We start from the raw sequence: 21,700 nt of genomic DNA, 5'->3' as shown, positions 1-21,700 counted from the left end.
TGAATGAAACGGCACCGTATCATTCGGTACGCTGGGTCGCATGACCACGAAGCGCGGACGGCCGACCGCTCCGGAGCGGGCCGAGCGACTCGGACGCGTGCTCGCGGCGGCGACGACCTCCTTCGTCGAGGTCGGGTACCACGCGACGACGCTCGACGCCGTGGCCGAGGCGGCCGGGGTCACGAAGCGCACCGTCTACGCGTACGTCGGGGACAAGCCCGCGCTGCTGCACGAGGTCGTCCGCCACCAGCACGCGTACCAGGACGTCCCGGCGCCGGACCCCCGTGCGGCCGGCGTGGCCGTGTGCCGTGCGCTCTTCGGCGACCGGGCGATCGGGTTGCAGCGTGCGGTCCTCGCCGTGGCGTACGAGCAGCCGGAGATCGCCGCCGACTTCTACGCGACGGGGCCCGAGGCGGCGCAGCGGTGGCTCGCCGGACACCTCGACGGTGACCTCGTGCGGGCCGAGCGGCTCTTCACGCTCCTGCTCGGCGAGCCGCACCGCCGTCGGTTGCTCGGGCTCGAGCCGGCGCCGACCGAGGAGTGGATCGACCGCCACGTCGCGGCCGTGCTCGCCGGGTGACGCCTCAGTCGTGCTGGTCGGCCTCCACCGCGGCACTCAGCCGTTCCAGCACGTCGGGGACGGCCGAGCGGACCCGGCTCCAGCTCGGGATGAACGGCTTGTCGTTGGGCCGTGCGGTGAACGCCGCGCCCGCGTCGAGCACCGCCTGGGTGAAGAGCTCGACCGCGGCCTCCTCAGCGTGCTGGTCGAACCCGAGGCCGTTCATCTCCGCTTCGTGCCGGTAGATCTCCACGATGTCGAGCGCGTTCCGGTAGTACGTCGCCTTGAGGACCCGGAAGGAGTCCGAGGTCAGGGGGACGCCCATCGTGGCGAGCTTCCGCAGGAGCGACTGCACGATGTCGTTCCCCATCCGAGCGAGCCCGCCGGTGCCGTCCGCCTCGGCGAGGGGCTGGTGCTTGTGGTCGTAGGCGTCGGCGATCTCGACCTGGCACACCTGCCGGGTGGCGTAGTCGCGGTACACCTCGGACAGCATCCCGATCTCCAGGCCCCAGCCGCCCGGGATCTTCAGGCCGTTCAGGACGTGCGCGCGCATCGCGAACTCGCCGGAGAGCGGGTACCGGAAGCTGCTGAGGTACTCGAGGTACTCGGACTCCCCGTAGACCTGGCGGAGCGAGCGCAGCAGCGGACCGACCAGCAGTCGTCCGACGCGCCCGTTGATCCGCCCGTCGGCGACCCGCGCGTAGTAGCCCTTCGAGAACTCGTAGTCGAACGCCGGGTTCGCCAGCGGGTACAGCGTCCGGGCGAGCATGCCGCGCTCGTACGTGGTGATGTCGCAGTCGTGCAGGGCGATGCACTCGGCGCGCTCGGACGCCAGCGCGTAGCCCGTGCAGTACCAGACGTTGCGGCCCTTGCCGGGTTCACCGGGTGCCAGCCCCGCGCGCTCGAGTTCGGCGTCGAGGGCCCGGAGTCGCGGACCGTCGTTCCAGAGGATCCGGTGCCGCTGCGGCAGCCGCGCGAAGAACTCCCGGGCGTGCTCGAACTGCGCGCGGTCGGCCCGGTCGAGCCCGATCACGATCTCGCTGAGCCAGTCGGCCTCGGCGAGCTCGTCGACGATGCGGTTGAGTGCCGGCCGTTCGAGCTCGGAGTACAGCGCGGGCAGGATCAGGCTCATCGGACGCTTCGCTGCGAAGCGCCGGAGGTCGTCCTCGATGCTCGCGGTGCTGCGTCGGCTGAGGTCGTGGAACGTCGTGATGACGCCGTTCTGGTGGAAGTCGCTCATCGGTCGCTCCTCAGGAAGTGGGTGATGCCCTCGGTCCACCCCTGCGGGCCGGGGGACGTGGTGCGGTACACGCGCTCGGGACGGTCGTCAGCGAGTGGTCCGGGGGTCGGGCCGAGGCCGCGGACGACGACGGCGAGGTCGACGGCGTCGAGCAGCGCGGTGTCGTTCGGGCCGTCGCCGAGGCCGATCGTGCACGGCGTCCGGCCGGTTCGTCGCTCGTGGTCGGCGACGAGCATCCCGACCGCTGCACCCTTGTCGCGCCCGGTCGGCAGCACGTGCCAGAACCGGCCGCCACGCACGAGGTCGAGTCCCGCCGCCGCGAGGCTTGCGTGGAAGTCGTCCGCGCGGTCGTCGTCCTCGGCGTGCCAGAGCAGGACCTCGGACGCCGCACGCCGACGTGCTGCGGACGCGGCATCGACGTCCAGTCCGGTCCAGGTCGCGACGACCTCGTCGGAGACGCCCGAGAACGTCTCGAAGTGCAGGTCGAGTGCGTCCCGCAGGTCGTCGAGCGCGTCCTGCAGCCACCGGAGGCTGCCATCCGCCGGCCCGGCGAGGACCGTGCCCCCAGGGGCGACGACGACCGCGCCGTTCTCCGCGACGAACGCCTCGCCGAGCAGTCCGGTGCGTTCCTGGAGCGCCGTGATCTCGGCGGTGGTCTTGCTGCTGCAGAACACCACCGGGACGCCCATCGCGCGGAGCCGGTCGAGCGTCGGCAGTGCTGCTGCGAACGAGTAGTCGTGATGGTCCAGGAAGGTGCCGTCGAGGTCGGTGACGACCATCAGGTCAGGTGCTGGCATGGGTCTCCGCTCGCGGCTGGTCGGGCTGCGGGCGGCGATGCCCGGTCCCACCCTGCCACGGGCTCGCAACCGTCAGGTGAACGACGGGGCGTCGTCCCTGCGTTGTGCGACCATCGCGCCGTGTGGTCGGGGACCGTCCGCCGGACTGGTGCGGGTGTGGGTCTCGAGCACGTCGAACCCGGCGGACCGGAGTTCTCCCGACAGGGCTCCGGGCGTCCAGCGGTAGGCGGTGACGACGGCGTGTTCGAACGGTTCCACGTGCGGCCCGACGAAGAATCCCACGAGGAGCCCGCCACCCGGTCGGAGGGTCCGCGCGAACTCCCCGAGCGGGCGGTGGATCGCTCCGGGCCCGTGGTGGACGAGCGAGTACCAGGCCAGCACCCCGGCGAGGCCGCCCGCGGCGTCGGGCAGCGCGTCCATGCTCCCGAGGTGGAACGTCGTGCTCGGGTGTGCTGCGCGGGCGTGTGCGATGAACTCGGGTACCTGGTCGATCCCCCGCACGTCGCAGCCGGCCCCGGCGAGGTGTGCGGTCCAGTGCCCGGGACCGCACCCGGCGTCGAGCAGCGGGCCGTCGATCCCGTGGGCCCACGACGTCACCAGGTGCTCGTCCGCCGGGTGCACCGCCGCCATCGAGCCGAGCAGTCCGATGTACTCGGCCGCCCGGTTCGTGTACGATGACTCGACGTCAGACGCCATCGTCCACCGCCGGGGTGCCGAAGTGCGCGACGACCGCCTGAGCGACCTCGGCAGGGGTTCGTCCGTCCGTCGCGATCACCGCTTCGTCGAGGGCCGCCCGGGCCTGCCGCTCCCGGAGCCCGGCGTACCGCGCGAGGTGCCACGACAGTGCGTCGGCCTGCGCCGGGTCGTAGCGACGACGCAACCGGGCCTCGACGGTCGCGGGGTCGGCGACGAGCCGGAGCGTCCGGACGGGCATCTCGACCGCGCGTTCGTACCGGTCGAGGTCACTCCGGCCGGCGATCACGCCGCTGAGGACGAGTTGACGCGGGCCGGCAGCGCGGTAGTTCGCCCAGACCGCCGCGATGTTCTGCGCCTCGATCGCGGTGTTGTCGGGATCGTGGTCCGCCACCGGCCACGAGCGGTGGAACCAGTCGACGTCCATCAGGGTGAACGGGCGGTTCGCCGCTGCGAGGAGGTCCCCGACGTGCTCGAGCGTCGCCGTCTTCCCGACGCCGTACGACCCGTTGAGGAAGATCGCGTACGCGTCGCTGCCGGTCACGTTCCGACCCTACGTGGGATCGCAGGACGGGAGGCTCGGTGCCAGCTGGCACCGAGCCTCCCGTCCGTCTCGTGGTTGCGTCCGGATCAGGCGGCCGCTTCTTCCAGGACGGCTTCTGCCCGCTCTGCGCTGCCCTCGGCCAGACCGCGGTCGATCCGACCGCGCGATGCCAGCCAGATGACGACGCCGGCGAGGAAGACCAGGATCTCGGTGATCGTCAGGGCCCAGATGATGCCGGCGAGGCCGAACCACAGGTTGCCGAGCAGGACGATCGGGATGAACAGGATCCCCTGCGCCATGGACATCGCGATCGCCGGGGTGGCGAGGCCGGCGGCCTGGAACAGCGAGGTGAACAGGCCGGTGAAGCCGTTCACGATCGTGGCGACGAGCTGGGCGACCAGGATCGTCAGGCCGATCGCCAGCACGGAGTGGTCGGAGGAGAAGATCGTGAAGACCTGCTCGCGGAAGACGAACACGGTACCCGAGAAGATCAGCACGATCGCGCCGACGGTGAGGGCCGATGCCTTCAGTGCCGAGTTGAGGCGGGCCCGGTCGCCCTTGCCGTAGGCGTAGGCCAGGAGCGGCAGCACACCGATCGTGACGCCCATCACCAGGAACTCCGGCACCTGGGCGATGCGGACCGCGACGCCCATCGCGGCGAGCGGGTCGTCGCCGTACTGCGCGGCGAGGTTGTTGAGCACGAGCGTCGTGACGATGAGGAACCCTGCCTGCAGGAGTTCGCTGACACCGATGCCGAACACCGGCTTGAGGACGGCGGGACGCAGCGTGAACCAGCGGATCGACAGGGAGACGTTCTCGCTGTGCTTGCCGAGCCACATCACCCAGTAGACGATGCTCACCGCGTTCGCGAGACCGACGGCGAGCGCGGCCCCGGCGACGCCCCAGTGCAGCACCAGGATGAAGAGCACGTCGAAGACCAGGTTCCCGATCGTGGAGAGGATGAGGCCGATCATCGCCTGGCGGGCGGCGCCCTCGGCGCGGACCATCTGCTCCAGGCAGAACGCGGCGGCGAGGACCGGGACGAAGGCGAGCATCACGCTGACGTAGGCACTCGTGGCCGGAACGGCTGCGGCGTCCGCGCCGAGCACGCCGACGAGGGGCTGCAGGAGCAGGAGGCCGATCCCCCCGAGCACGATGCCGGTGATCACGGAGCCCCACACCGCGAAGGAGGCGACGTGCTTGATCTCGCCGGCCTTGGCGGGGTCCTTCTCGGACGCGCCGAGCAGGCGGGACATCAGCGCGCTGCCGCCGACGCCGAACACGCCGCCGATCGCCATGATGAGGCCGAGGAGCGGGGTGCCGAAGGTGATCGCGGCGAGGAGCGAGGTGTCGTGCTGTGAGCCGATGAAGCCCGCGTTGATCACGTTGTAGAGGGCGCTGACGACCATCGCGGCGGCCATCGGGACGCAGAGGTGGACGAGGGCACGGGCGATCGGGGCGGCGGAGAGGTACCAGCGGTTCTTCTGGGCCGCTGTGGTGTTCTCGGTGGCGGTTGCGGTGCTCATGGTGTGCTCCTTCCCTCCCGGTTGCGGGCAGGGTCGAGCGCGCGCCGACGGACGCCGGCGCGGCGTGGTGTGTGTGGGAGTGGGGCGCCCGGGTGGGCGGCGGTCTACCGGGTGGGCTCGTCGAGCTCCGCGGTGACCTTCAGCAGCAGGGTGCGCAGGGTGTCGCGCTCGCCCGCGGTGAGCGGGGCGAGGAGGGTGTCGTCGAGGGCGAGCATCGCGTCCTCGAACCCGGCGATCAGGTCGATGCCGGCGGGTGTGGCGTGGACGAGCTTCGTGCGGCCGTTGGCTGCGTCCGCTCGGCGTTCGACCAGGCCGCGCTTCTCGAGCCCCTGCAGGAGGCTCGAGACGCTCGCGGCGCTGGTCCGGGTCATCTCGGCGATGTCGCGCTGGATGGCGCCGGGGTTCTGCTGCAGGTAGCCGAGCACGAAGCTCTGCTCGTGGGTGAGGTCGCGGTCGCGGACCCACTCTTCGGCGGCCTTGCGCTGCGCCCACCCGATCCAGCGCATGAGCTGGAGTGGGGAGTCGAAGTGCGGTGCCTGCTGCGTCATGATCAGAACTCTAAGTGTTCGAGTTCTAACTGTCAACTCTCGAACGGGTTCGTCACGGTCGCACCGTCACCGTGGCGGTGCTCGGGCCACTGCACTGCGCAGACCCGCCGTGGCGCTTCCACGAGAGATCGACGGCGCGTTCGGTCATCGTCGTCCCCGAGCGGTCGCGGATTGCCACCCGACCGCTGTGGGGCGTTCCCATGTTCGTCGAGATCGTCCAGACCTCGCCGTCACGGATCGTCGTTCGCCACGGCGTCGGGTTCGCGGTGATGGTGCCCGTCGGCTCCGGTCTCGCGGTGAGCGGGCCCGCTGGTGTCGCGTTCCCGGTCGGGACCGGCGTCGAAGCCGGCGGTTCCCCGGGAGTGCAGTCGTCGCCGCCGCAGAACGCGACCTCGTGCACGAGCGACGTGCTCGCGGACGACCCGGGGACGTGCACCTCGACGGCGTTCGTCCAGCCGATCGCCGGGCAGGCCGTCGAGAATCCCGCACACCCGCCGAGTGCCACGACGAGCAGCACCGCACCGATCGCTGCCCTGGCCACCGATCGTCCGTTCCCCATGGGGCCATCGTGCCCGATCGCCGTGTGGGACGAACGGGTCGCGATGTCGGGGCCAGGGCGCGTCGACTGGAACACCGCGCGGGCGCGGCATTGTGCCGGTAGCATTTCACCGACGTCACATCGATGTGGCGCGTGACTCGGGAGAATCATGATGGGCATTCGAACTGGGGTGGCTGGCTTCGTCCTGACCGGGGCGTTGGTGACCGCGGGGATCGTCGCCGCACCAGCGGCGACAGCAGCTCCGAGCGCACCCGCCGCTCTGAACTACGCGGTGCTGGCGGCAGGCATGCCGGCGATCACGCAGGAGACGGCGGAACGAGCCATTGACGAGGCCAGAGCTGCCGGCGCGCTGTCGGCAGAAACCGTGCGTCCTGATGGGTCGCAGGTCTACACCATCACGGCGGGATCGATGAGCTTTGACTTGGGAGTGCGATCGGAGCGGTCTCGTCTTGGCGCCGGGAATGACAAGAACGGGGTCTACGTGGACTTCAACGAGTACGACCAAGGGGTGATCCTGAGTGGCGCCGGGTCCGGACTCGCGGCTGCGGCGTGCTTGCTCGGCCCGGCGGTTTGCGCGATCGCTTCGGTCGCCATCGTGTTGGCCGGTACAGCGATCGGTGGCAATCTGAAGTGCGGCCACAAGGTGATGCGTGTGCACGCGACGGGGCGGCCTGCGCCGTACTGCGTCTAGCTGATGAGGCTCATTTCGAATCCTTGGGTTGCTCTGAGCGTGAGCGTCGTGCTCGTGACAGCGGGAACAGCGGTCTCGGTGGCGCTCAGATCCAGCGGCAACGCGGTCCTCGGCGGTGTCGTTCTCGGGATCAGCGCGGCCATCGGCGGCTGCTATCTCGGAACGACCATCCGATTGCGCCGTCGTCGATGACGTCCGCATCTGGTCAAGTCCTGCTCAGCGACGGCGTTGGCGTCGGAGCCGAGTGTCAGACGTCCAGCGTTGACCTACCCTCCCGCGGAAGGTCAGGCCGCGTCGAGGGCGGCCCGCGCCGCGCGGACGACGTCGGCGTCGGTCACGAAGTGCGCGGAACCGTCGTCAGCGCCACCCATCGGGACGCCGGCGTGCGCGCTGTCCGGCGCCGGTCGCTTCGCGGAGAGGTGCACCGCGGCCGCACCCGTACCGACGAGCGCCGGGACGTCCGCGGGGGTGACGCCGGCGCCGGCCATCACCTGCACGGGCCCGGCCGCCGAGACCATCCGCGCGATCGTCGTGGCACCGGTGAGGGCGGTCGGCTGGCCGCCCGAGGTCAGCACGCGGGTGAACCCGAGTTCGGCGAGCGTCGCCGCGGCCGCGACGGGGTCGACGGCGTGGTCGATCGCCCGGTGCAGGGTGACCTCGACCGCGTCGCGGACGGACCGGGCAGCGTCCACGAAGCGGCGCAGGGCGTCGACGTCGAGGGTGCGGTCCGGGCGCAGGGCACCGACCACGACACCGGCGGCACCGGAGCGGAGCACGGCGCGGAGCTCGCGCTCCATCAGGTCGATCTCGGCAGCGTCGTAGACGAACCCGCCCGGTCGGCTGCGGATGAGCGCGTGTGCCGGGATGCCGGTCTCGTGGACGGCCTCGACGAGGGCCTGCGACGGGGTGAGGCCGCCGAGCTCCAGCCCGACGCAGAGCTCGACCCGGTCGGCTCCACCGTCCCGGGCGACGACCGCGCCGGCGGGTGACGTCACGGCGATCTCGAGCGAGACGGATGGGGCAGTGCTCACGCGATGGCTCCGAGCGGTTCGTTCGACGGCGGGATGATCCGGGCGCGCAGGTCGGGCGCGGTCGGGAAGACCCGATCGTACGGGAACATCGGTCGGACGATCCTGTGGTGCCCGAGCCGTTCGAGGTCCTGGTCGACGCCACCGGGGGTGAGCGCGAGCATCCAGTCGGCGGACATGTCGAACAGCTCCGGCTCGAGGTACCCGATCTTCACGATGACGACGTCGGCGCTGCGCGGGTCGAGGTCCAGGTCCGTGAAGTCGTGCTCATGGTGGTACGGCTTCCGGAGCTTCGTCAGGATCGCGAAGACGCTGCCGACCTGCAGCACGACCTCGGTCTCGGCGTCACGGTCGCCGTGCTTGACCGCGTGCACCCGCCCGGTCATCGTCACCGGTCCGGCGTGCACGGCGTCGACGGTCGCCCCGGCGGTCACGGTGACGGTCGCACCGACCCCCGCGGCCACGGCGGTCGCAACGGCCTCGGCTCCGGGGACGCTGGCGTAGATGACGACCGGGCCGGTCGGGTCGGCGAACTCGGGACGTGCCAGCACCTGCGTCAGCCCCCAGGTCATGTCGCCGGAGCCGCCCGCGGTCGGGTTGTCGCCCGAGTCGGAGACGAAGTACGGCCGTGCGGCACCGGGGGCGAGCGCGGCGGCGAGGCACTCGTCGAAGGAACCCGTCGGCGCCACGAAGACGAAGTCCTCGCGCACGTCCCAGAACGCCCGCGCCAGGCGCTCGGCACCGGCGGCCACCGCGTCCCGGTCCCAGCCGGTGACGACCGTCACGGCACGGTCGCGGGGCTGGTCGGCCCAGGCGTACCCGACCCAGATCGCGGCGTCGAGCACGCCGTCGGTCGCCTCGACCTGCGGTACCTGTGCGTACAACGACGCCGCGGGTTCGATGCGCGTCGAGGTCTGTTCCCCGGGCAGCAGCACCGGGATCGGGATCCACGCCTTCACTGGGCGCCGGGCACCGACGGGCCGGGTGGTGAGCACGTCGACCAGGTTGCGGACCGCACGCTCCTTCGTCTCCATGGCGTCCTCGTGCGGCGCCATCCGGTAGCAGGTGACGAGGTCGACCTGGTGCGCGAGCTCCTGCGTGACGTTGCCGTGCAGGTCCATCGACGCGGAGACGATCACGTCCGGGCCGATCACCGCACGGATGCGCTCCAGCAGGTCGGCCTCGGCGTCGTCCAGCCCCTCGACGACCATCGCGCCGTGGATGTCGTACCAGAGGCCGTCCACGGACGTCGAGGCCACGATCGCCTGCAGCCGCGAGACGATCTCGGTGGCGAGTTCCTCGTAGGAGTCCCGCGCGACAATCCCGCCGGGCAGCGCGTGCCCGATCAGCGCGCCGCGGAAGTCCGCGTCCAGCGCCGCCAGGAACGGGTACCGCGCCACGACCTCGTCCCCGCGGTCCGGGTGGAACGCCGGCGCGAGTGTCCGGGTCGGCGTGAACGTCGAGGTCTCGATGGCGAGCCCCGCGATCGCGATGACGGGACGGGTGGTGGTGGGCACGGTCTCAGACACGGACGCTCCTGTTCCTGGTGGTCGACTGGGGGATCGGCGTGGACAGCTCCTGCAACGAGGCCGCGAGACCCCGCTGCAGGGCGAACTGCCCGGCGCCGACGAGACCCGCGTCCGCACCGAGCGAGGCGCGCTCGATGGCGAGGTGCTCGGTCACGAGCGGGTGGCAGCTCTGGTAGAGCTGGCTCCGCACGGCCGCGACGAACGGGTCGAGGGTGGAGAGGATGCCGCCGAGGTACACGGCGTCGGGGTTGAAGAAGTTCACGTTGGCCGCGAGCACCTCGCCGAGGTACCGCCCGGCCAGTCGCACGGCGCGGGTGGCCTCCGGGTCGGCGTCCGAGGCGAGCCGGACGACGTCCGCGGTCGAGGAGACCGGGACCCCCGCGGCGGAGAGGATCCGTACGAGGGCGGCGCCGGACGCCACGGTCTCCAGGCAGCCCGTGTTGCCACAGGAGCACGGGGTGTCCCCGGCGGCGTCGATGCGCACGTGGGTGATGTCCCCGGCGGCCCCGGTCGACCCGCGGTACAGCCGGCCGTCGATGATGATCCCCGCGCCGATCGCCGAGCCGGCCTTGATCGTGATCGCCTGGCGCCTGGCCGGGTCCTGCACGGTCTGCTCACCCGCCGCCATGCAGTTCGCGTCGTTGTCCACCGCGGCCGGCACACCGAACCGGTCGGTCAGCCACGCGACCACGGGGAACCCGTTCCAGCCGGGCATCCGGCTCGGCAGGTCGACGACACCGGCCTCGACGTCGACCGGACCGGGGAGACTGAGCCCGACCCCGCGGAGTCCGTCACGGCCACGGTCGTCGATCAGCGAGTCGAAGAGTGCCGCCAGGCGCGTCAGGCCGGCGTCCGGGCCGTCGGAGAGCGCGAACGGGACGTTCGCGACCGACTCGAGCGAGCCTCCAGGCAGGACCACGCCGACCCGCGCGTGACCGCCACCGACGTCCGCGGCGACCGCGTACTCGTCGACGCCGCCGATCCGCAGCACCTTGCGGGGCCGACCGCCGGTGGAGACGTCCGTGCCCTCCTCGGCCAGGATCCCGTGCTCGAGCAGCTGCCCGACCACGTGGGAGACGGTCGACGGCGCGGCTCCGAGCAGCTGGGCGATCTCGGTCCGGCTGGACGCCTGACCGGATGCGACGAGTTCCAGCACGCGAGAACTGAGGTCCGGCACGACTTTCTCCAATCGGGGCCGAAGTGCGGCGAAAATGCCGTTCGACCGCGACTCTAACGGTTCGGACGAGTCGTTCACCCTTTCGTCCGAACCGCAGAAACGAAGTATTTACACGAGAACGTTTGTTTTTCCAACGACTTTGGTCATTGACTATGCGCATCCCGACATCCCTCGCACAAGGAGTCCGCATGACCAAGCCCCGTCGCTGGGCCCTCCTCACCGGAGCGGCGCTCGCGGTGAGCGCGCTGCTCGCCGGCTGTTCCGGGGGCGGTTCCGCCACCACGAACGCGAAGTCCGACGAGATCAACTACGCGCTGCCGGCCAACTTCACGCCGAACTGGATCCTGCCGATCGGCACCGCAGCGCACCTCAACACGAACAACGGCTCGATCGCGCAGTCCCTGTACGAGCCCCTCGTCGCGTACGACGGCTCGACCGGCAAGATCGCCTGGAACAAGGCCGGATCCGTCGCAACGGCAGCGGACTTCGCCAGCGACGGCAAGAGCGTCACCATGACGCTCGGCGACCGGCACTGGTCCGACGGGAAGGCGATCACGAGCCGCGACGTCGAGTTCTGGTTCAACCTGATCAAGGCGAACAAGGACCAGTGGGGCTCGTACTCCGAGGGCAAGGCGCCGGACAACTGGACCTCGTTCAAGGCCGTCGACGACACGCACTTCACGATCACGTTCGACAAGGCGTACAACTCCGACTGGATGCTCGCGAACCAGTTGAGCCACATCATCCCGCTGCCGCAGCACGCCTGGGACAAGACCGGCGCGAGCGCGAAGGTGACCGACGCGGACGAGACCACCGCCGGTGCGAAGGCCGTGTGGAAGTACCTCAACACCGCCGCGGGGAAGATCTCCGACTACGCCACCGACGACCTCTGGAAGACCATCTCCGGCCCGTACGGCGTGACCTCGTTCACGACCGCCGGCAAGGTCCAGCTCACCGCCAACAAGAAGTACGACGGCGGCGAGAAGCCCTCCATCACGACGGTCAACCTGCTGCCGTACACGACGACCGACGCCGAGACGAACGCCGTCCGCTCGGGAGCCGTGGACTACGGGTACATCAACGCCACCGACCTCGACCAGAAGGACTCCTTCACGGCGAAGGGCTACGACGTGGAGCCGTGGACCGGGTGGGCGATCACGTACATGCCGTACAACTTCAACAACCCCACGATGGGTGCGGTCTTCAAGCAGCTGTACGCCCGCCAGGCCGTCCAGATGTCGATCGACCAGAAGAGCCTGTCGAAGGTCGTCTTCAACGGCACCGCGACCTCGACCTACGGTCCGATCCCGCAGGCGCAGACGTCCGACTACGTGTCCGACACGCAGAAGGACAACCCGTACCCGTTCAGCACGTCGAAGGCCAAGGCCCTGCTCACCAGCCACGGCTGGACCGAGAAGAGCGGCACGATGGTCTGCACCGACGCCGGCACGGGTTCCAGCCAGTGCGGTGAGGGCGTCGCGGCCGGCACGAAGTTCACGATGTCCGTCCTGTCGCAGTCCGGCTCGACCGTCACCGACAACATGATGAGCGCCATCCAGTCGTCGCTGCAGAAGACCGGCATCGGCTTCACGATCAAGACCGCCCCGGTCTCGAGCGTGCTGTCGCAGACCCCGACCTGCACCTCGGACGAGGCCAGCTGCGACTGGGACCTGTCCTTCTTCGGCACGGCGGGCAGCTGGTACTTCCCGGCCTACCCGACCGGTGAGTCGCTGTTCCAGACCGGTGGCTCGGCGAACTTCGGCAGCTACTCGAACAAGCAGGTCGACGCGCTCATCGACGCGACCACCACCTCGACCGACTCCGCCGCCGTGCAGCAGTACAGCGCCGCCGTCGCGAAGGACCTGCCGGTGATCTGGCTGCCGAGCCCGGACTACCAGGTCTCCGTCGTCAAGCAGGGCCTCACCGGGTTCGACCAGGACTCGCTGGCGAACTTCCACCCGGCCCAGTGGAAGTGGAGCAAGTAGGTCGCTGACGCGACCACGGACCGGAGGCTCGGTGCGGGTCCGACCCGCACCGAGCCTCCCGTCCGCACCATCCGAACCATCTCGATGACGGAAGCCGCATGACCACAGTCCTCTACCTCACCAGGCGGGTGCTCCAGGCGCTCGCGGTGGTCTTCATCGTCACGATCGTCGTGTTCTGCCTGCTGCACGCCCTGCCGGGCGGCCCCGCCCGCGGCGTGCTCGGCGTCTCCGCGACGCCCGCGCAGATCGCCGCGTTCAACCAGCAGCAGGGCCTCGACCAGGCGCTGCCGATCCAGTACTTCCGGTTCCTCGGGCGGCTGCTGAGCGGCGACCTCGGGACGTCGTACACGCTCAACGAGCCGGTCTCGCAACTCATCCGCGAGCGCCTGCCGAAGACCCTCGTCCTCACCGGGCTCTCCGCCGTCCTCGGGCTCGTCATCGCGATCCCGGTCGGCATGTGGCAGGCGGCTCGCCGCAACGGCGCCGTCGACTACACCGTCACCGCGCTCGCGTTCGTCTTCTACTCGACGCCGGCGTTCTTCCTCGGACTCGTCCTGATCGTCGTGTTCAGCCAGCAGCTCCCGTGGCTGCCGTCGCAGGCACCGAGCGGCAACACCCTGGCCGAGGTCTTCCAGGACCCGGCCGGACTCGTGCTGCCCGTGCTGACCGGGGCGCTCGCGATGATCGCCGTGTTCAGCCGGTACATGCGCGCATCGACGCTCGAGAACCTGCAGGAGGACTACGTCCGCACCGCCCGTGCCGGGGGCTCGTCGACGATGACGATCCTGCGCCGGCACGTGTTCCGGAACTCGCTGACGCCGGTCGTCGCGATGCTCGGGTACTACCTGCCGGTGCTGTTCGGCGGCGCGCTCGTCACCGAGCAGCTCTTCAACTACCCGGGGATGGGGCTGCTGTTCTGGAACGCGGCGCAGTCCTCGGACTACCCGACGCTGCTCGGCTGCGTGCTCGTCATCTCGATCGCGACGGTGATCGGCACGCTGCTGGCGGACGTCGCGCAGTCGCTCATCGACCCCCGAGTGAAGGCGGACCGCGCATGACCACCGTCCAGATCGCCCCGGAAGCACCCGGCGGGACCGTCGCGGTCGCGTCCACGGGGTGGAAGCTCGCCGCCCGCCGCTTCTCGCACAACACCCTCGCCGTCATCGGCCTGGCCGTCATCGTCGTCATCGTGCTGTTCTGCTTCGTCGGCCCGTTCCTGTACCCGACCGACCAGACGCACACGCAGCTGTCCCAGGCGAACCTGGGCCCGAGCGCCGCGCACTGGCTCGGCACCGACGCCGTCGGGCACGACGTCCTGGGCCGCCTGATGTACGGCGGCAAGGTGTCGCTCATGGTCGGGATCGCCGCCGGCGTCCTGGCCACCGTCGTCGGCACGCTCTGGGGCTCGGTCGCCGGGTACGTCGGCGGCTGGGTCGACGCCGTGATGATGCGCATCGTCGACGCCGGCATCGCGATCCCCGCCCTCTTCATCCTGCTGGTGATCTCCGCGATCACCACGCCGGGCGTCGCCGGGCTCATCGTGATCCTCGGCCTGGTGTCGTGGCTCGTCCCCTCGCGCCTGATCCGCGCCGAGACCCTGACGCTGAAGAACCGCGACTACGTGCTGACGCTGCGCGCGATCGGCGGCTCCCACGCCCGCGCCATCGGCAAGCACCTGCTGCCGAACTCGGTCTCCACGATCGTCGTCGCGGCGACGTTCCAGGTGGCCGACGCGATCCTGCTCGTCGCCTACGTGTCGTACCTCGGCCTCGGGGTGCAGGCACCGGCGACGGACTGGGGCGGGATGCTCTCGGCGGGGCTCACCGCCGCGTACTCGGGACGGTGGTGGCTGATCGTGCCGCCGGGCCTGGCCGTGATCCTGGTCGTCTGCGCGTTCAACGCGGTCGGCGACGGGCTCCGTGACGCTTTCGACGTGAGGGGCCGGGGATGACCGACACCATCTTGCAGACCACGGACCTCGGGGTCTCGTTCAGCACCGAGTCCGGCACCGTCGACGCCGTCCGCGGGGTGTCGCTCTCGGTCGCACCGGGTGAGACGCTCGCGCTCGTCGGAGAGTCCGGCTCCGGCAAGTCGACCGTGGCGCTCGCCGCGATGGGGCTGCTCTCCGGCAACGCGTCGGCGACCGGCAGCGCCGTCGTCGCCGGCCACGAGGTCGTCGGCGCGGCCGAACCCGCCCTCCGAGGACTCCGCGGCAGCACCGTCTCGATGGTGTTCCAGGAGCCCGCGACCGCGCTCGACCCGCTCACCCGGGTGGGTGCGCAGATCGCCGAGGTGATCCGGAACCACCGGCAGGTCTCCGCGGCGACAGCGTCCGATGAGGCGATCGAACTCCTCCGCAAGGTCGGCATCCCCGACCCGCCCGCGCGCGCGAAGGCCTTCCCGTTCCAGCTCTCCGGTGGACAGCGGCAGCGTGTCGTCATCGCGATGGCGATCGCGAACTCGCCGAAGTTGCTCATCGCGGACGAGCCGACGACCGCGCTCGACGTCACGGTGCAGGCCGAGATCCTCGAGCTCCTCCGCGCGCTCGCGGTCGACAGCGGTACGGGCGTGCTGCTCGTCACCCACAACATGGGTGTCGTGGCGGACTTCGCCGACCGGGTGGCCGTGATGCTGCAGGGCTCGATCGTGGAGACCGGGAGCGTCGAGGACGTCCTGCTCCGGCCCCAGCACGACTACACGAAGCGGCTGCTCGCGGCCGTGCCGCGCCTGGACACGCCCGAGTCCGTCGCCGCCCGGGACCGCGCAGCGGCTCCGGTCGCGCCGGTGACCGACCCGCGGGTCGCGTCGGCAGGTGCGACCGGCGGTTCGGCCGGTGGTGCGGCCGGCGGTTCGGCCGGTGGTTCGGCCGACGGGAGGCCCGGTTCGGCTCCGGTTGTCGACCTGCGGGACGTCTCGGTGACGTTCGGGCGCGGGGCGCGCGCGGTGCACGCGCTGAGCGGCATCGACATCGCGGTCCACGCCGGCGAGACGGTCGGCCTGGTCGGCGAGTCCGGGTCCGGCAAGTCCACGGCCGCCCGGGTCGCGCTCGGCCTCATCCCGCCGACCACCGGCTCGGTGCACCTCTTCGGGCAGGACCTGCGCCGGGCACGCGGGCGGGATCGTCGTGCGCTCCGCTCGGGCATCGGGGTCGTGCTGCAGGACCCCGTCGCCTCCCTCGACGCCCGCATGTCGGTGGGGGAGTGCATCGCGGAACCGCTCGCCGTGCACCGCAGGGGGATGTCCACGTCCGCGCGGCGGCAGCGTGTCGACGAGGTGCTCGACGCCGTCCGCCTGCCCCGGGCGCTCGCGAACCGGGCGCCGCGCGAACTCTCCGGCGGGCAGCGGCAGCGCGTCAGCCTGGCGCGGGCACTCGTGCTCGACCCGCGGCTGCTGGTGGCCGACGAGCCGACCTCGGCGCTCGACGTCAGCGTGCAGGAGGCCGTGCTCGAGGTCCTCACCGAGCTCCAGGGCGAACTCGGCTTCGCGTGCCTGTTCGTGTCGCACGACCTCGCCGTCGTGCAGCACTTCGCCGAGCGGGTCGTCGTGATGCGCCGCGGCGTGATCGAGGAGCAGGGGACCACCGCGACGACGCTCCTGCACCCGACGACGGACTACACGCGTCGCCTGCTCGCCGCCGTGCCCGTGCCGGATCCGGTGCTGCAGCGGCAGCGTCGGACCGAACGACTCGCGACGCTCGCGGCGGTGTCCTCGTGACCCGTGTGCTGGCGGGGATCGACGTCGGTGGCACGAACACGAAGGTGGTGCTCGCGACGCCCGCGCTCGAGGTGATCGACCGCCGCGACCTGCCGACACCGGCCCACGCGGGTGGGGCGGCGATCGTGACGGCGGCCCTCGGAGCGGTGACCGACCTGCTCGACACGCACCGGGCCTCCTTGGCGGGTGTCGGGGTGGGCGCGGCCGGCGTCGTCGACGCGGCCACGGGGACCGTGCTCGTGACGGGGAACTCGTTCACCGGCTGGGCTGGTTACGGCGTGACCGACGCGGTGTCCGCGGCGCTCGGAGTGCCCGCGACGCTCGACAACGACGTGAACGCCTTCCTGCTCGGGGAGGTCGCGGCCGGTTCCGTCGCCGGCGCCCGCGACGTCCTCGGCATGACGCTCGGCACCGGCGTCGGCGGAGCGATCCTGCTCGACGGCGCGCTCTTCGCCGGGCCGCACGGTGCCGCGGGGGAGATCGGCCACGTCCCCGGGTTCGGCGATGCGCTCTGCACGTGCGGGCAGCACGGACACCTCGAGACCATCGCGGCGGCGCCGGGCATCGCCGCTCGGTACGCGGCGCGGTCCGGCCGTCGGGTCGCCGCGCACGAGGTTGCCGACGCCGCGCGGAGCGGTGACCTCGACGCTGCGGCCGTGTTCACGGACGCCGGCTGGGGCATCGCGCGGGGCATCCTGCTGACGGCGGGGATCCTCGACGTGACGACCGTCGTGATCGGCGGCGGGGTGGCCCGCTCGTGGGACCTGCTCGCGCCGGCGATCAGCGCGGCGATCGCTGCCGAGCCGCCGGTGTCCGGCGCCGCCATCCGCGTGGAGCCGTCGACGCTCGGGTCCGACGCGGTCGCGCTCGGCGCGGCCGCGCAGGTCCGGGCGCTGGTGCGCGACGCCGAGCTCGCCTGAGCGCCGCGCTGCGCCGCCCCGCTGCCCGCTGCTCGCCGCCCGCGCGCCCGCCGCCCGCGCGCCCGCCGCTCGCGCGTCCGCGGTGCGGATCGGCGGGGCACAACCGAAACCGATCCGAACCGCGGACGTCCGTGGTGCGGATCGGTTTCGGTAGTGCAACGGCCGTGCGCCGTCCGGGCGCACGGCAGTGCGACGGTCGCGCTGCCTCCGGGCGCACGGCGGCCGTGTACCCCGATCGCGCACGAGTGAGGAGTCCTCGGGAGTACGTTTCGTGCATGGTCGTGTGGATCGTCGTCGGTGTCGTGTTGCTCGTCGCCATCGTGCTCATCGCCCTCGAGGGCCGCGTGATGCGCAAGCCCGAGTCGGAGCGGAGTGCTCGGGAACGCCGCTTCATGCGTGCCGACCGTGCAGTCGGCAGGGCGAACCAGTCGTACGCGCGGAACGTCGCGCCGTGGCTCGTCGTCGGGCTGGCCGTCCTCGGACTCCTGGTCACGATCCCGTTCTGGACCGAGGGGCGGACGGGTGCGGCCGCCGGGCTCACCGCGTTCTTCGTCGTCTTCGGGGCGGGCGCGGTCGTCCTCTGGGCGCTCGTGCTCCGGAAGCGCGGCCGCGGGAGTGCGTGGCGCGAGGACCAGGACCGGCAGACGCGTGAGGCCGACGCCGCAGGACGGCCGCGGTGGTTCGTGAGCGTGCGGGCCGGGTGGTGGCTCGGCGGTGTCGCGACGGCGATCGGGATCGCGGCGTTGGTGGCTGCCGGAGTCGGTGGGAGCGGACTGTTCCCCGGCGTCGTCATCACGGCGGTCGGCGTCCTGTTCCTCGTCCTGGTGGTGATCCAGCAGCGCGCGGAGGCCCATCGCTGAGCGGGCTTCAGCGCTCTGACGTCCCCAGGGGCAGTGCGTCGCTGGTGTTGCGGAGCGACTCCTGGCGCAGCTCCAACTGCGTCACCGCGAGTGCGGCGAGGTCGCGGAGGTTCGCGATGTCCGCGTCGTCGGTCTCGCGCGGCCGGGTGTCCAGCACCGCGAGCGTGCCGATCGCCGCCCCGTCGTGTCGGACCAGCGGCACGCTGACGTAGAACCGGATCCCGAGCGGACCGGTGACCAGCGGGCTGTCGCGCATCTCGGGGTGCGCCTGGCCGTCGGCGATCACGACGGGCACCGGGACCGGGGCGAACCCGTTGCGGAAGCTGATGTTGCGGGCGGACTCGTCGATGCCCTCGGCGATGTACGACTGCGACCACTCGCGGTCCTCGTCAAGTACCTCGACCAGCGCGATCGGGGCGTTGAACAGCCGCGCCGCCATGGCGGTGGTCCGCTGGAGCGCCTCCTCCGGCAGGACGTCGAGGGTCGCGGGGCGCGCCGCTGCCGCCTGCGCCGCGGTGGGCGCCACGGCGACGGACTGCGCACCGTGGTCGTCGCCGGCGGTGTCGGCGATCACGACGTCGCGGAGCAGGGACACCAGCGCTGCACCGGTCGGACGAGCAGCGGGGTCGCGGGCGGTCATCGCGCGGAGGACCTGCTGCCAGTGCGACGGCAGTGGGTCGGGCACGACGGGGTCCCGCGACAACCGGGCGACCGCGGACTCGACCAGGGAACCGGGGAACTCGCGGCGTCGGGTGAAGCACTGCAGCAGGACCAGGCCGAGCGAGTACACGTCGCTCGCGGGCCCGACGTCACCGCCGGCGGCCTGCTCCGGGCTGAGGTACGCGGCCGTGCCCGTCGTCACACCGTCCGCCGTCAGGCGCTCGACGCCCTGGGCGAGCGCGATCCCGAAGTCCGTCAGGCGTGCCCGGGCGCGGTCGGCCGCGTTGCCGTAGTCCACCAGCAGGATGTTCGAGGGCTTGACGTCACGGTGCACGACGCCGCGGTCGTGGATGTAGTGCATCGCCTCGGCCATGTCGTACCCGATCTCGGCGATGTGCCGCGATGCGAGCGGGCCGAGTGCGAGCCGCTCCTCGAGGTCCTGGCCGTGCACGAGCGCCATCACGATGAAGCGCTGCTGTGCGCCGTGCTGGTCCGTGACGACGCCGGCGTCGAGGAGGCTGACGAGGTTGTGGTGGTCGAGCGACGCCAGCACGCCCTGCTCCGCCTCTTGCCGTGCGATGTCGACCAGCCCCGGGTGGAAGACCTTCACGGCCACCGGACGGTCCAGGGACTCGTCGTGCGCGGCGTACACGATCGACATGCCGCCCCGGCCGATGACCGACGTCAGTCGGTACCGCCCGGCGAGGAGCGCGTGCTGCGCCTCCAGACCCTCCATCGGTCGATTGCATCCTCTGTCTCGGTACCGCAGGACTGAAGTTGCATCTTCGCACCCTCCGGCCCTCAGCAGCGACGGCCTGCGTGCAGCGGCTGAACGCGGTCTGCGGGAGCGTGAGGATGCTGGGGTCATGAGCCAGTACGAGAAGCGCGACCCGAACACCCTCTACCCCGCGCCGCCGTACCCGAAGCAGGAGCAGTCGCTGCCGGGTGCCGCGTGGAAGATGGACCCGAGGCCGGACCACGGCGAGGAGAGCTACGTCGGCCGCGAGCGGCTCACGGGCTACCGCGGGATCGTCACCGGTGCCGACTCCGGGATCGGCCGCGCCGCCGCGATCGCCCTCTCGCGCGAGGGCGCCGACCTGGTGCTGTCGTACCTGCCCGACGAGCAGGAGGACGCCGAGCAGGTGCGCGACCTGCTCGAGGGCGAAGGACGCCGCGCGGTGTTGTTCCCCGGTGACATCTCGGACGAGCAGTACTGCGGCGCGCTGGTGCAGAAGGCCGTCGACGAGTTCGGCGGCCTCGACACGCTGGTCATGGTCGCCGGGCGGATGGACAGCAACGACGACATCCTGACGCTCGACACGTCCATGTTCGACTCCACCTTCAAGACGAACATCTACTCGCTGTTCTGGCTGACGAAGGCCGCGGTCCCGCACCTGGAGCCGGGGTCGACGATCGTCACCACCGGGTCGATCCAGGCATCCACGCCCAGCGCCGACAAGATCGACTACGCCGTGTCGAAGGGGGCGATCAAGCTCTTCACCGAGGCCGTCGCGCAGCAGCTGGCGCCGAAGGGCATCCGCGTGAACTCCGTCGCGCCCGGCCCGGTGTGGACGCCGCTGCAGCCGGGATCGGACGACGCCGAGACCGTGTCTCACTTCGGTGAGGACTCGCCGTTCGGCCGCCCGGGGCAGCCCGCGGAGCTCGGTGCCGCCTACGTGCACCTCGTCAGCCCCGAGTCGAGCTACCAGTCGGGCTCGACGATCACGATCGCGGGCGGCACGCCCGCGTTCTGACGCCTCGGTCGGCGCGGGCGGTGACCCGGGACGGCTACCGCTCGCCGACGAGCGACTGCGTCCCGAGCACCACCGCCAGCGCGAGCCGCTCCGCGTCGACCGTGCCCGGCTCCGCCGTGTACGCCAGGATGCAGAGGTCCTCCGGGGCGACGACGAGCGAGTCGCAGTCGAGCGTGATCCGCCCGACCGCCGGGTGGTCGATCACCTTCCGCCGCGACGGCGCCGTCGGCGCCCCGGACACCGACGCCCAGAGCTCCACGAACCGCGGGCTCGCCTGCCGCAGGTCCCGCACGAGCTGCTGCAGCTGGCGGTCCAGCGGGTAGCGCGCGACCGTCATCCGGAGCGAGGCGACCAGGGACTCCTCGAACGCGGCCTGCTCCGCGGCGGAGTGCACGGCCCGGCTGCCCGGGCCGACCAGGTGGCGCCACGCGGTGTTCCGCTCGTGCCCGGTGTACGCCGAGATCGACCCCATCAGCGCGTCGTGCGGGGCGTTCGCGACGAGCAGGTTGCCCGCGGCGTCGAGCACCGCGACCGGGGTGTCCGCGAGTCGGTCGAGCAGCCGCTGCACGCTCGGCGGGATCCGCGTCGGGACGACGTCGGCCCCGGGAGCGGCGTGCCCGGCGAGCCGGTACAGCAGCTCCCGTTCGGCGTCGGGGACCCGGAGCGCCCGGACCAGCGCCTCGACGACCTGGGCGGACGGCGAGGTCGCACGCCCCTGCTCGAGCCGGGTCAGGTAGTCGGCCGAGATGCCCGCGAGTCCGGCGAGCTCCTCGCGGCGGAGTCCGACCGCCCGCCGCCGCGGACCCACGGCCACACCGACCGCATCGGGGGCGACGTGGTCGCGGAGTCGCCGCAGCGTGCTCCCGAAGTCAGCGGCGGTTTCCGTCATGCGCCCAGTCTGCGCTCCCGCGCCACT

Annotated in this window: 21 protein-coding genes; 9 read left to right on the top strand and 12 right to left on the bottom strand. The window is 71.4% G+C overall.

Annotated features, from left to right (window positions below):
- Positions 1-40 precede the first annotated feature (40 nt).
- On the top strand, positions 41-580 hold the full coding sequence (locus ACIPJY_RS06940) for a TetR/AcrR family transcriptional regulator (RefSeq protein WP_400466156.1): 540 nt from the start codon (positions 41-43) through the stop codon (positions 578-580).
- Between the two features lie 4 nt (positions 581-584).
- On the opposite strand, the gene ACIPJY_RS06935 is transcribed toward ACIPJY_RS06940, so the two are convergent.
- From ACIPJY_RS06935 to ACIPJY_RS06905, 7 genes are all read right to left on the bottom strand, one after another.
- Positions 585-1,799 carry a hypothetical protein gene (locus ACIPJY_RS06935; RefSeq protein WP_400466159.1) on the bottom strand — a complete coding sequence of 405 codons (1,215 nt, stop codon included), beginning with the start codon at positions 1,797-1,799 and terminating at the stop codon, positions 585-587.
- Positions 1,796-2,596 carry an HAD-IIB family hydrolase gene (locus ACIPJY_RS06930; protein WP_400466161.1) on the bottom strand — a complete coding sequence of 267 codons (801 nt, stop codon included), beginning with the start codon at positions 2,594-2,596 and terminating at the stop codon, positions 1,796-1,798. Before ACIPJY_RS06930 ends, ACIPJY_RS06935 begins: the two co-directional genes overlap by 4 nt.
- A 72-nt stretch (positions 2,597-2,668) precedes the next feature.
- Positions 2,669-3,292 (bottom strand): class I SAM-dependent methyltransferase, encoded by a 624-nt coding sequence (locus tag ACIPJY_RS06925; RefSeq protein WP_400466164.1) that lies wholly within the window; start codon positions 3,290-3,292, stop codon positions 2,669-2,671.
- Complete coding sequence (locus tag ACIPJY_RS06920; protein WP_400466167.1) at positions 3,282-3,833, bottom strand: hypothetical protein; 552 nt, start codon at positions 3,831-3,833, stop codon at positions 3,282-3,284. The genes ACIPJY_RS06925 and ACIPJY_RS06920 overlap by 11 nt, the downstream gene beginning before the upstream one ends.
- 86 nt (positions 3,834-3,919) lie before the next feature.
- The gene (locus tag ACIPJY_RS06915) at positions 3,920-5,359 is read right to left on the bottom strand and encodes an MATE family efflux transporter (protein ID WP_400466170.1); all 1,440 of its coding nucleotides are present in this window, start codon (positions 5,357-5,359) and stop codon (positions 3,920-3,922) included.
- Positions 5,360-5,463: 104 nt separating this feature from the next.
- On the bottom strand, positions 5,464-5,907 hold the full coding sequence (locus tag ACIPJY_RS06910) for a MarR family winged helix-turn-helix transcriptional regulator (protein ID WP_400466173.1): 444 nt from the start codon (positions 5,905-5,907) through the stop codon (positions 5,464-5,466).
- A 52-nt stretch (positions 5,908-5,959) separates the two neighbouring features.
- Positions 5,960-6,466, bottom strand: coding sequence for a hypothetical protein (locus ACIPJY_RS06905; RefSeq protein ID WP_400466176.1), 507 nt, complete (start codon positions 6,464-6,466; stop codon positions 5,960-5,962).
- A 169-nt stretch (positions 6,467-6,635) separates the two neighbouring features.
- Between ACIPJY_RS06905 and ACIPJY_RS06900 the strand changes: the two genes are divergently transcribed.
- The gene (locus tag ACIPJY_RS06900; protein WP_400466179.1) at positions 6,636-7,157 is read left to right on the top strand and encodes a hypothetical protein; all 522 of its coding nucleotides are present in this window, start codon (positions 6,636-6,638) and stop codon (positions 7,155-7,157) included.
- Positions 7,158-7,441: 284 nt separating this feature from the next.
- Here the strand turns inward: ACIPJY_RS06900 and ACIPJY_RS06895 are convergent, their stop codons facing one another.
- Genes ACIPJY_RS06895 through ACIPJY_RS06885 form a run of 3 tightly spaced genes read right to left on the bottom strand, consistent with a single transcriptional unit; the run spans position 7,442 to position 10,870 of the window.
- A complete protein-coding gene (locus ACIPJY_RS06895) occupies positions 7,442-8,188 on the bottom strand; it encodes a copper homeostasis protein CutC (protein WP_400466182.1) in 747 nt (248 codons plus the stop codon).
- On the bottom strand, positions 8,185-9,714 hold the full coding sequence (locus ACIPJY_RS06890; protein ID WP_400466185.1) for a M81 family metallopeptidase: 1,530 nt from the start codon (positions 9,712-9,714) through the stop codon (positions 8,185-8,187). The genes ACIPJY_RS06895 and ACIPJY_RS06890 overlap by 4 nt, the downstream gene beginning before the upstream one ends.
- The gene (locus ACIPJY_RS06885; RefSeq protein WP_400468155.1) at positions 9,707-10,870 is read right to left on the bottom strand and encodes an ROK family protein; all 1,164 of its coding nucleotides are present in this window, start codon (positions 10,868-10,870) and stop codon (positions 9,707-9,709) included. The genes ACIPJY_RS06890 and ACIPJY_RS06885 overlap by 8 nt, the downstream gene beginning before the upstream one ends.
- A gap of 209 nt (positions 10,871-11,079) precedes the next feature.
- Between ACIPJY_RS06885 and ACIPJY_RS06880 the strand changes: the two genes are divergently transcribed.
- The 6 genes from ACIPJY_RS06880 (at position 11,080) to ACIPJY_RS06855 (ending at position 18,370) form a co-directional block, all read left to right on the top strand.
- Entirely contained in the window at positions 11,080-12,876 is a 1,797-nt protein-coding gene (locus ACIPJY_RS06880; protein ID WP_400466191.1) for a peptide ABC transporter substrate-binding protein, read from the top strand.
- A 98-nt stretch (positions 12,877-12,974) separates the two neighbouring features.
- Entirely contained in the window at positions 12,975-13,934 is a 960-nt protein-coding gene (locus tag ACIPJY_RS06875) for an ABC transporter permease (RefSeq protein ID WP_400466194.1), read from the top strand.
- Positions 13,931-14,827, top strand: a complete 897-nt coding sequence (locus tag ACIPJY_RS06870; RefSeq protein ID WP_400466196.1) for an ABC transporter permease — start codon at positions 13,931-13,933, stop codon at positions 14,825-14,827. The genes ACIPJY_RS06875 and ACIPJY_RS06870 overlap by 4 nt, the downstream gene beginning before the upstream one ends.
- Complete coding sequence (locus ACIPJY_RS06865) at positions 14,824-16,590, top strand: dipeptide ABC transporter ATP-binding protein (protein ID WP_400466199.1); 1,767 nt, start codon at positions 14,824-14,826, stop codon at positions 16,588-16,590. The genes ACIPJY_RS06870 and ACIPJY_RS06865 overlap by 4 nt, the downstream gene beginning before the upstream one ends.
- Positions 16,587-17,510 carry an ROK family protein gene (locus ACIPJY_RS06860; RefSeq protein ID WP_400466202.1) on the top strand — a complete coding sequence of 308 codons (924 nt, stop codon included), beginning with the start codon at positions 16,587-16,589 and terminating at the stop codon, positions 17,508-17,510. Before ACIPJY_RS06865 ends, ACIPJY_RS06860 begins: the two co-directional genes overlap by 4 nt.
- A 275-nt stretch (positions 17,511-17,785) precedes the next feature.
- Positions 17,786-18,370: a hypothetical protein gene (locus ACIPJY_RS06855; protein WP_400466205.1), complete on the top strand. Its 585-nt coding sequence runs from the start codon at positions 17,786-17,788 to the stop codon at positions 18,368-18,370.
- Positions 18,371-18,377: 7 nt separating this feature from the next.
- Here ACIPJY_RS06855 and ACIPJY_RS06850 read toward each other — a convergent pair whose 3' ends face one another.
- Positions 18,378-19,766, bottom strand: coding sequence for a protein kinase (locus ACIPJY_RS06850; RefSeq protein WP_400466208.1), 1,389 nt, complete (start codon positions 19,764-19,766; stop codon positions 18,378-18,380).
- A gap of 130 nt (positions 19,767-19,896) precedes the next feature.
- Between ACIPJY_RS06850 and ACIPJY_RS06845 the strand changes: the two genes are divergently transcribed.
- Positions 19,897-20,784 (top strand): SDR family oxidoreductase, encoded by an 888-nt coding sequence (locus tag ACIPJY_RS06845; RefSeq protein WP_400466211.1) that lies wholly within the window; start codon positions 19,897-19,899, stop codon positions 20,782-20,784.
- Positions 20,785-20,818: 34 nt separating this feature from the next.
- Here ACIPJY_RS06845 and ACIPJY_RS06840 read toward each other — a convergent pair whose 3' ends face one another.
- Positions 20,819-21,673, bottom strand: a complete 855-nt coding sequence (locus ACIPJY_RS06840; protein WP_400466214.1) for a helix-turn-helix transcriptional regulator — start codon at positions 21,671-21,673, stop codon at positions 20,819-20,821.
- Positions 21,674-21,700: the final 27 nt, after the last annotated feature.

Origin of the sequence: Curtobacterium sp. NPDC090223 (genome assembly GCF_044746585.1) — a bacterium.
In the GTDB taxonomy this organism is placed as follows: Bacteria; Actinomycetota; Actinomycetes; order Actinomycetales; family Microbacteriaceae; genus Curtobacterium.
The sequence above is the reverse complement of the archived record's forward strand: the minus strand, read 5'-3'. Positions and strand labels throughout refer to the sequence as shown.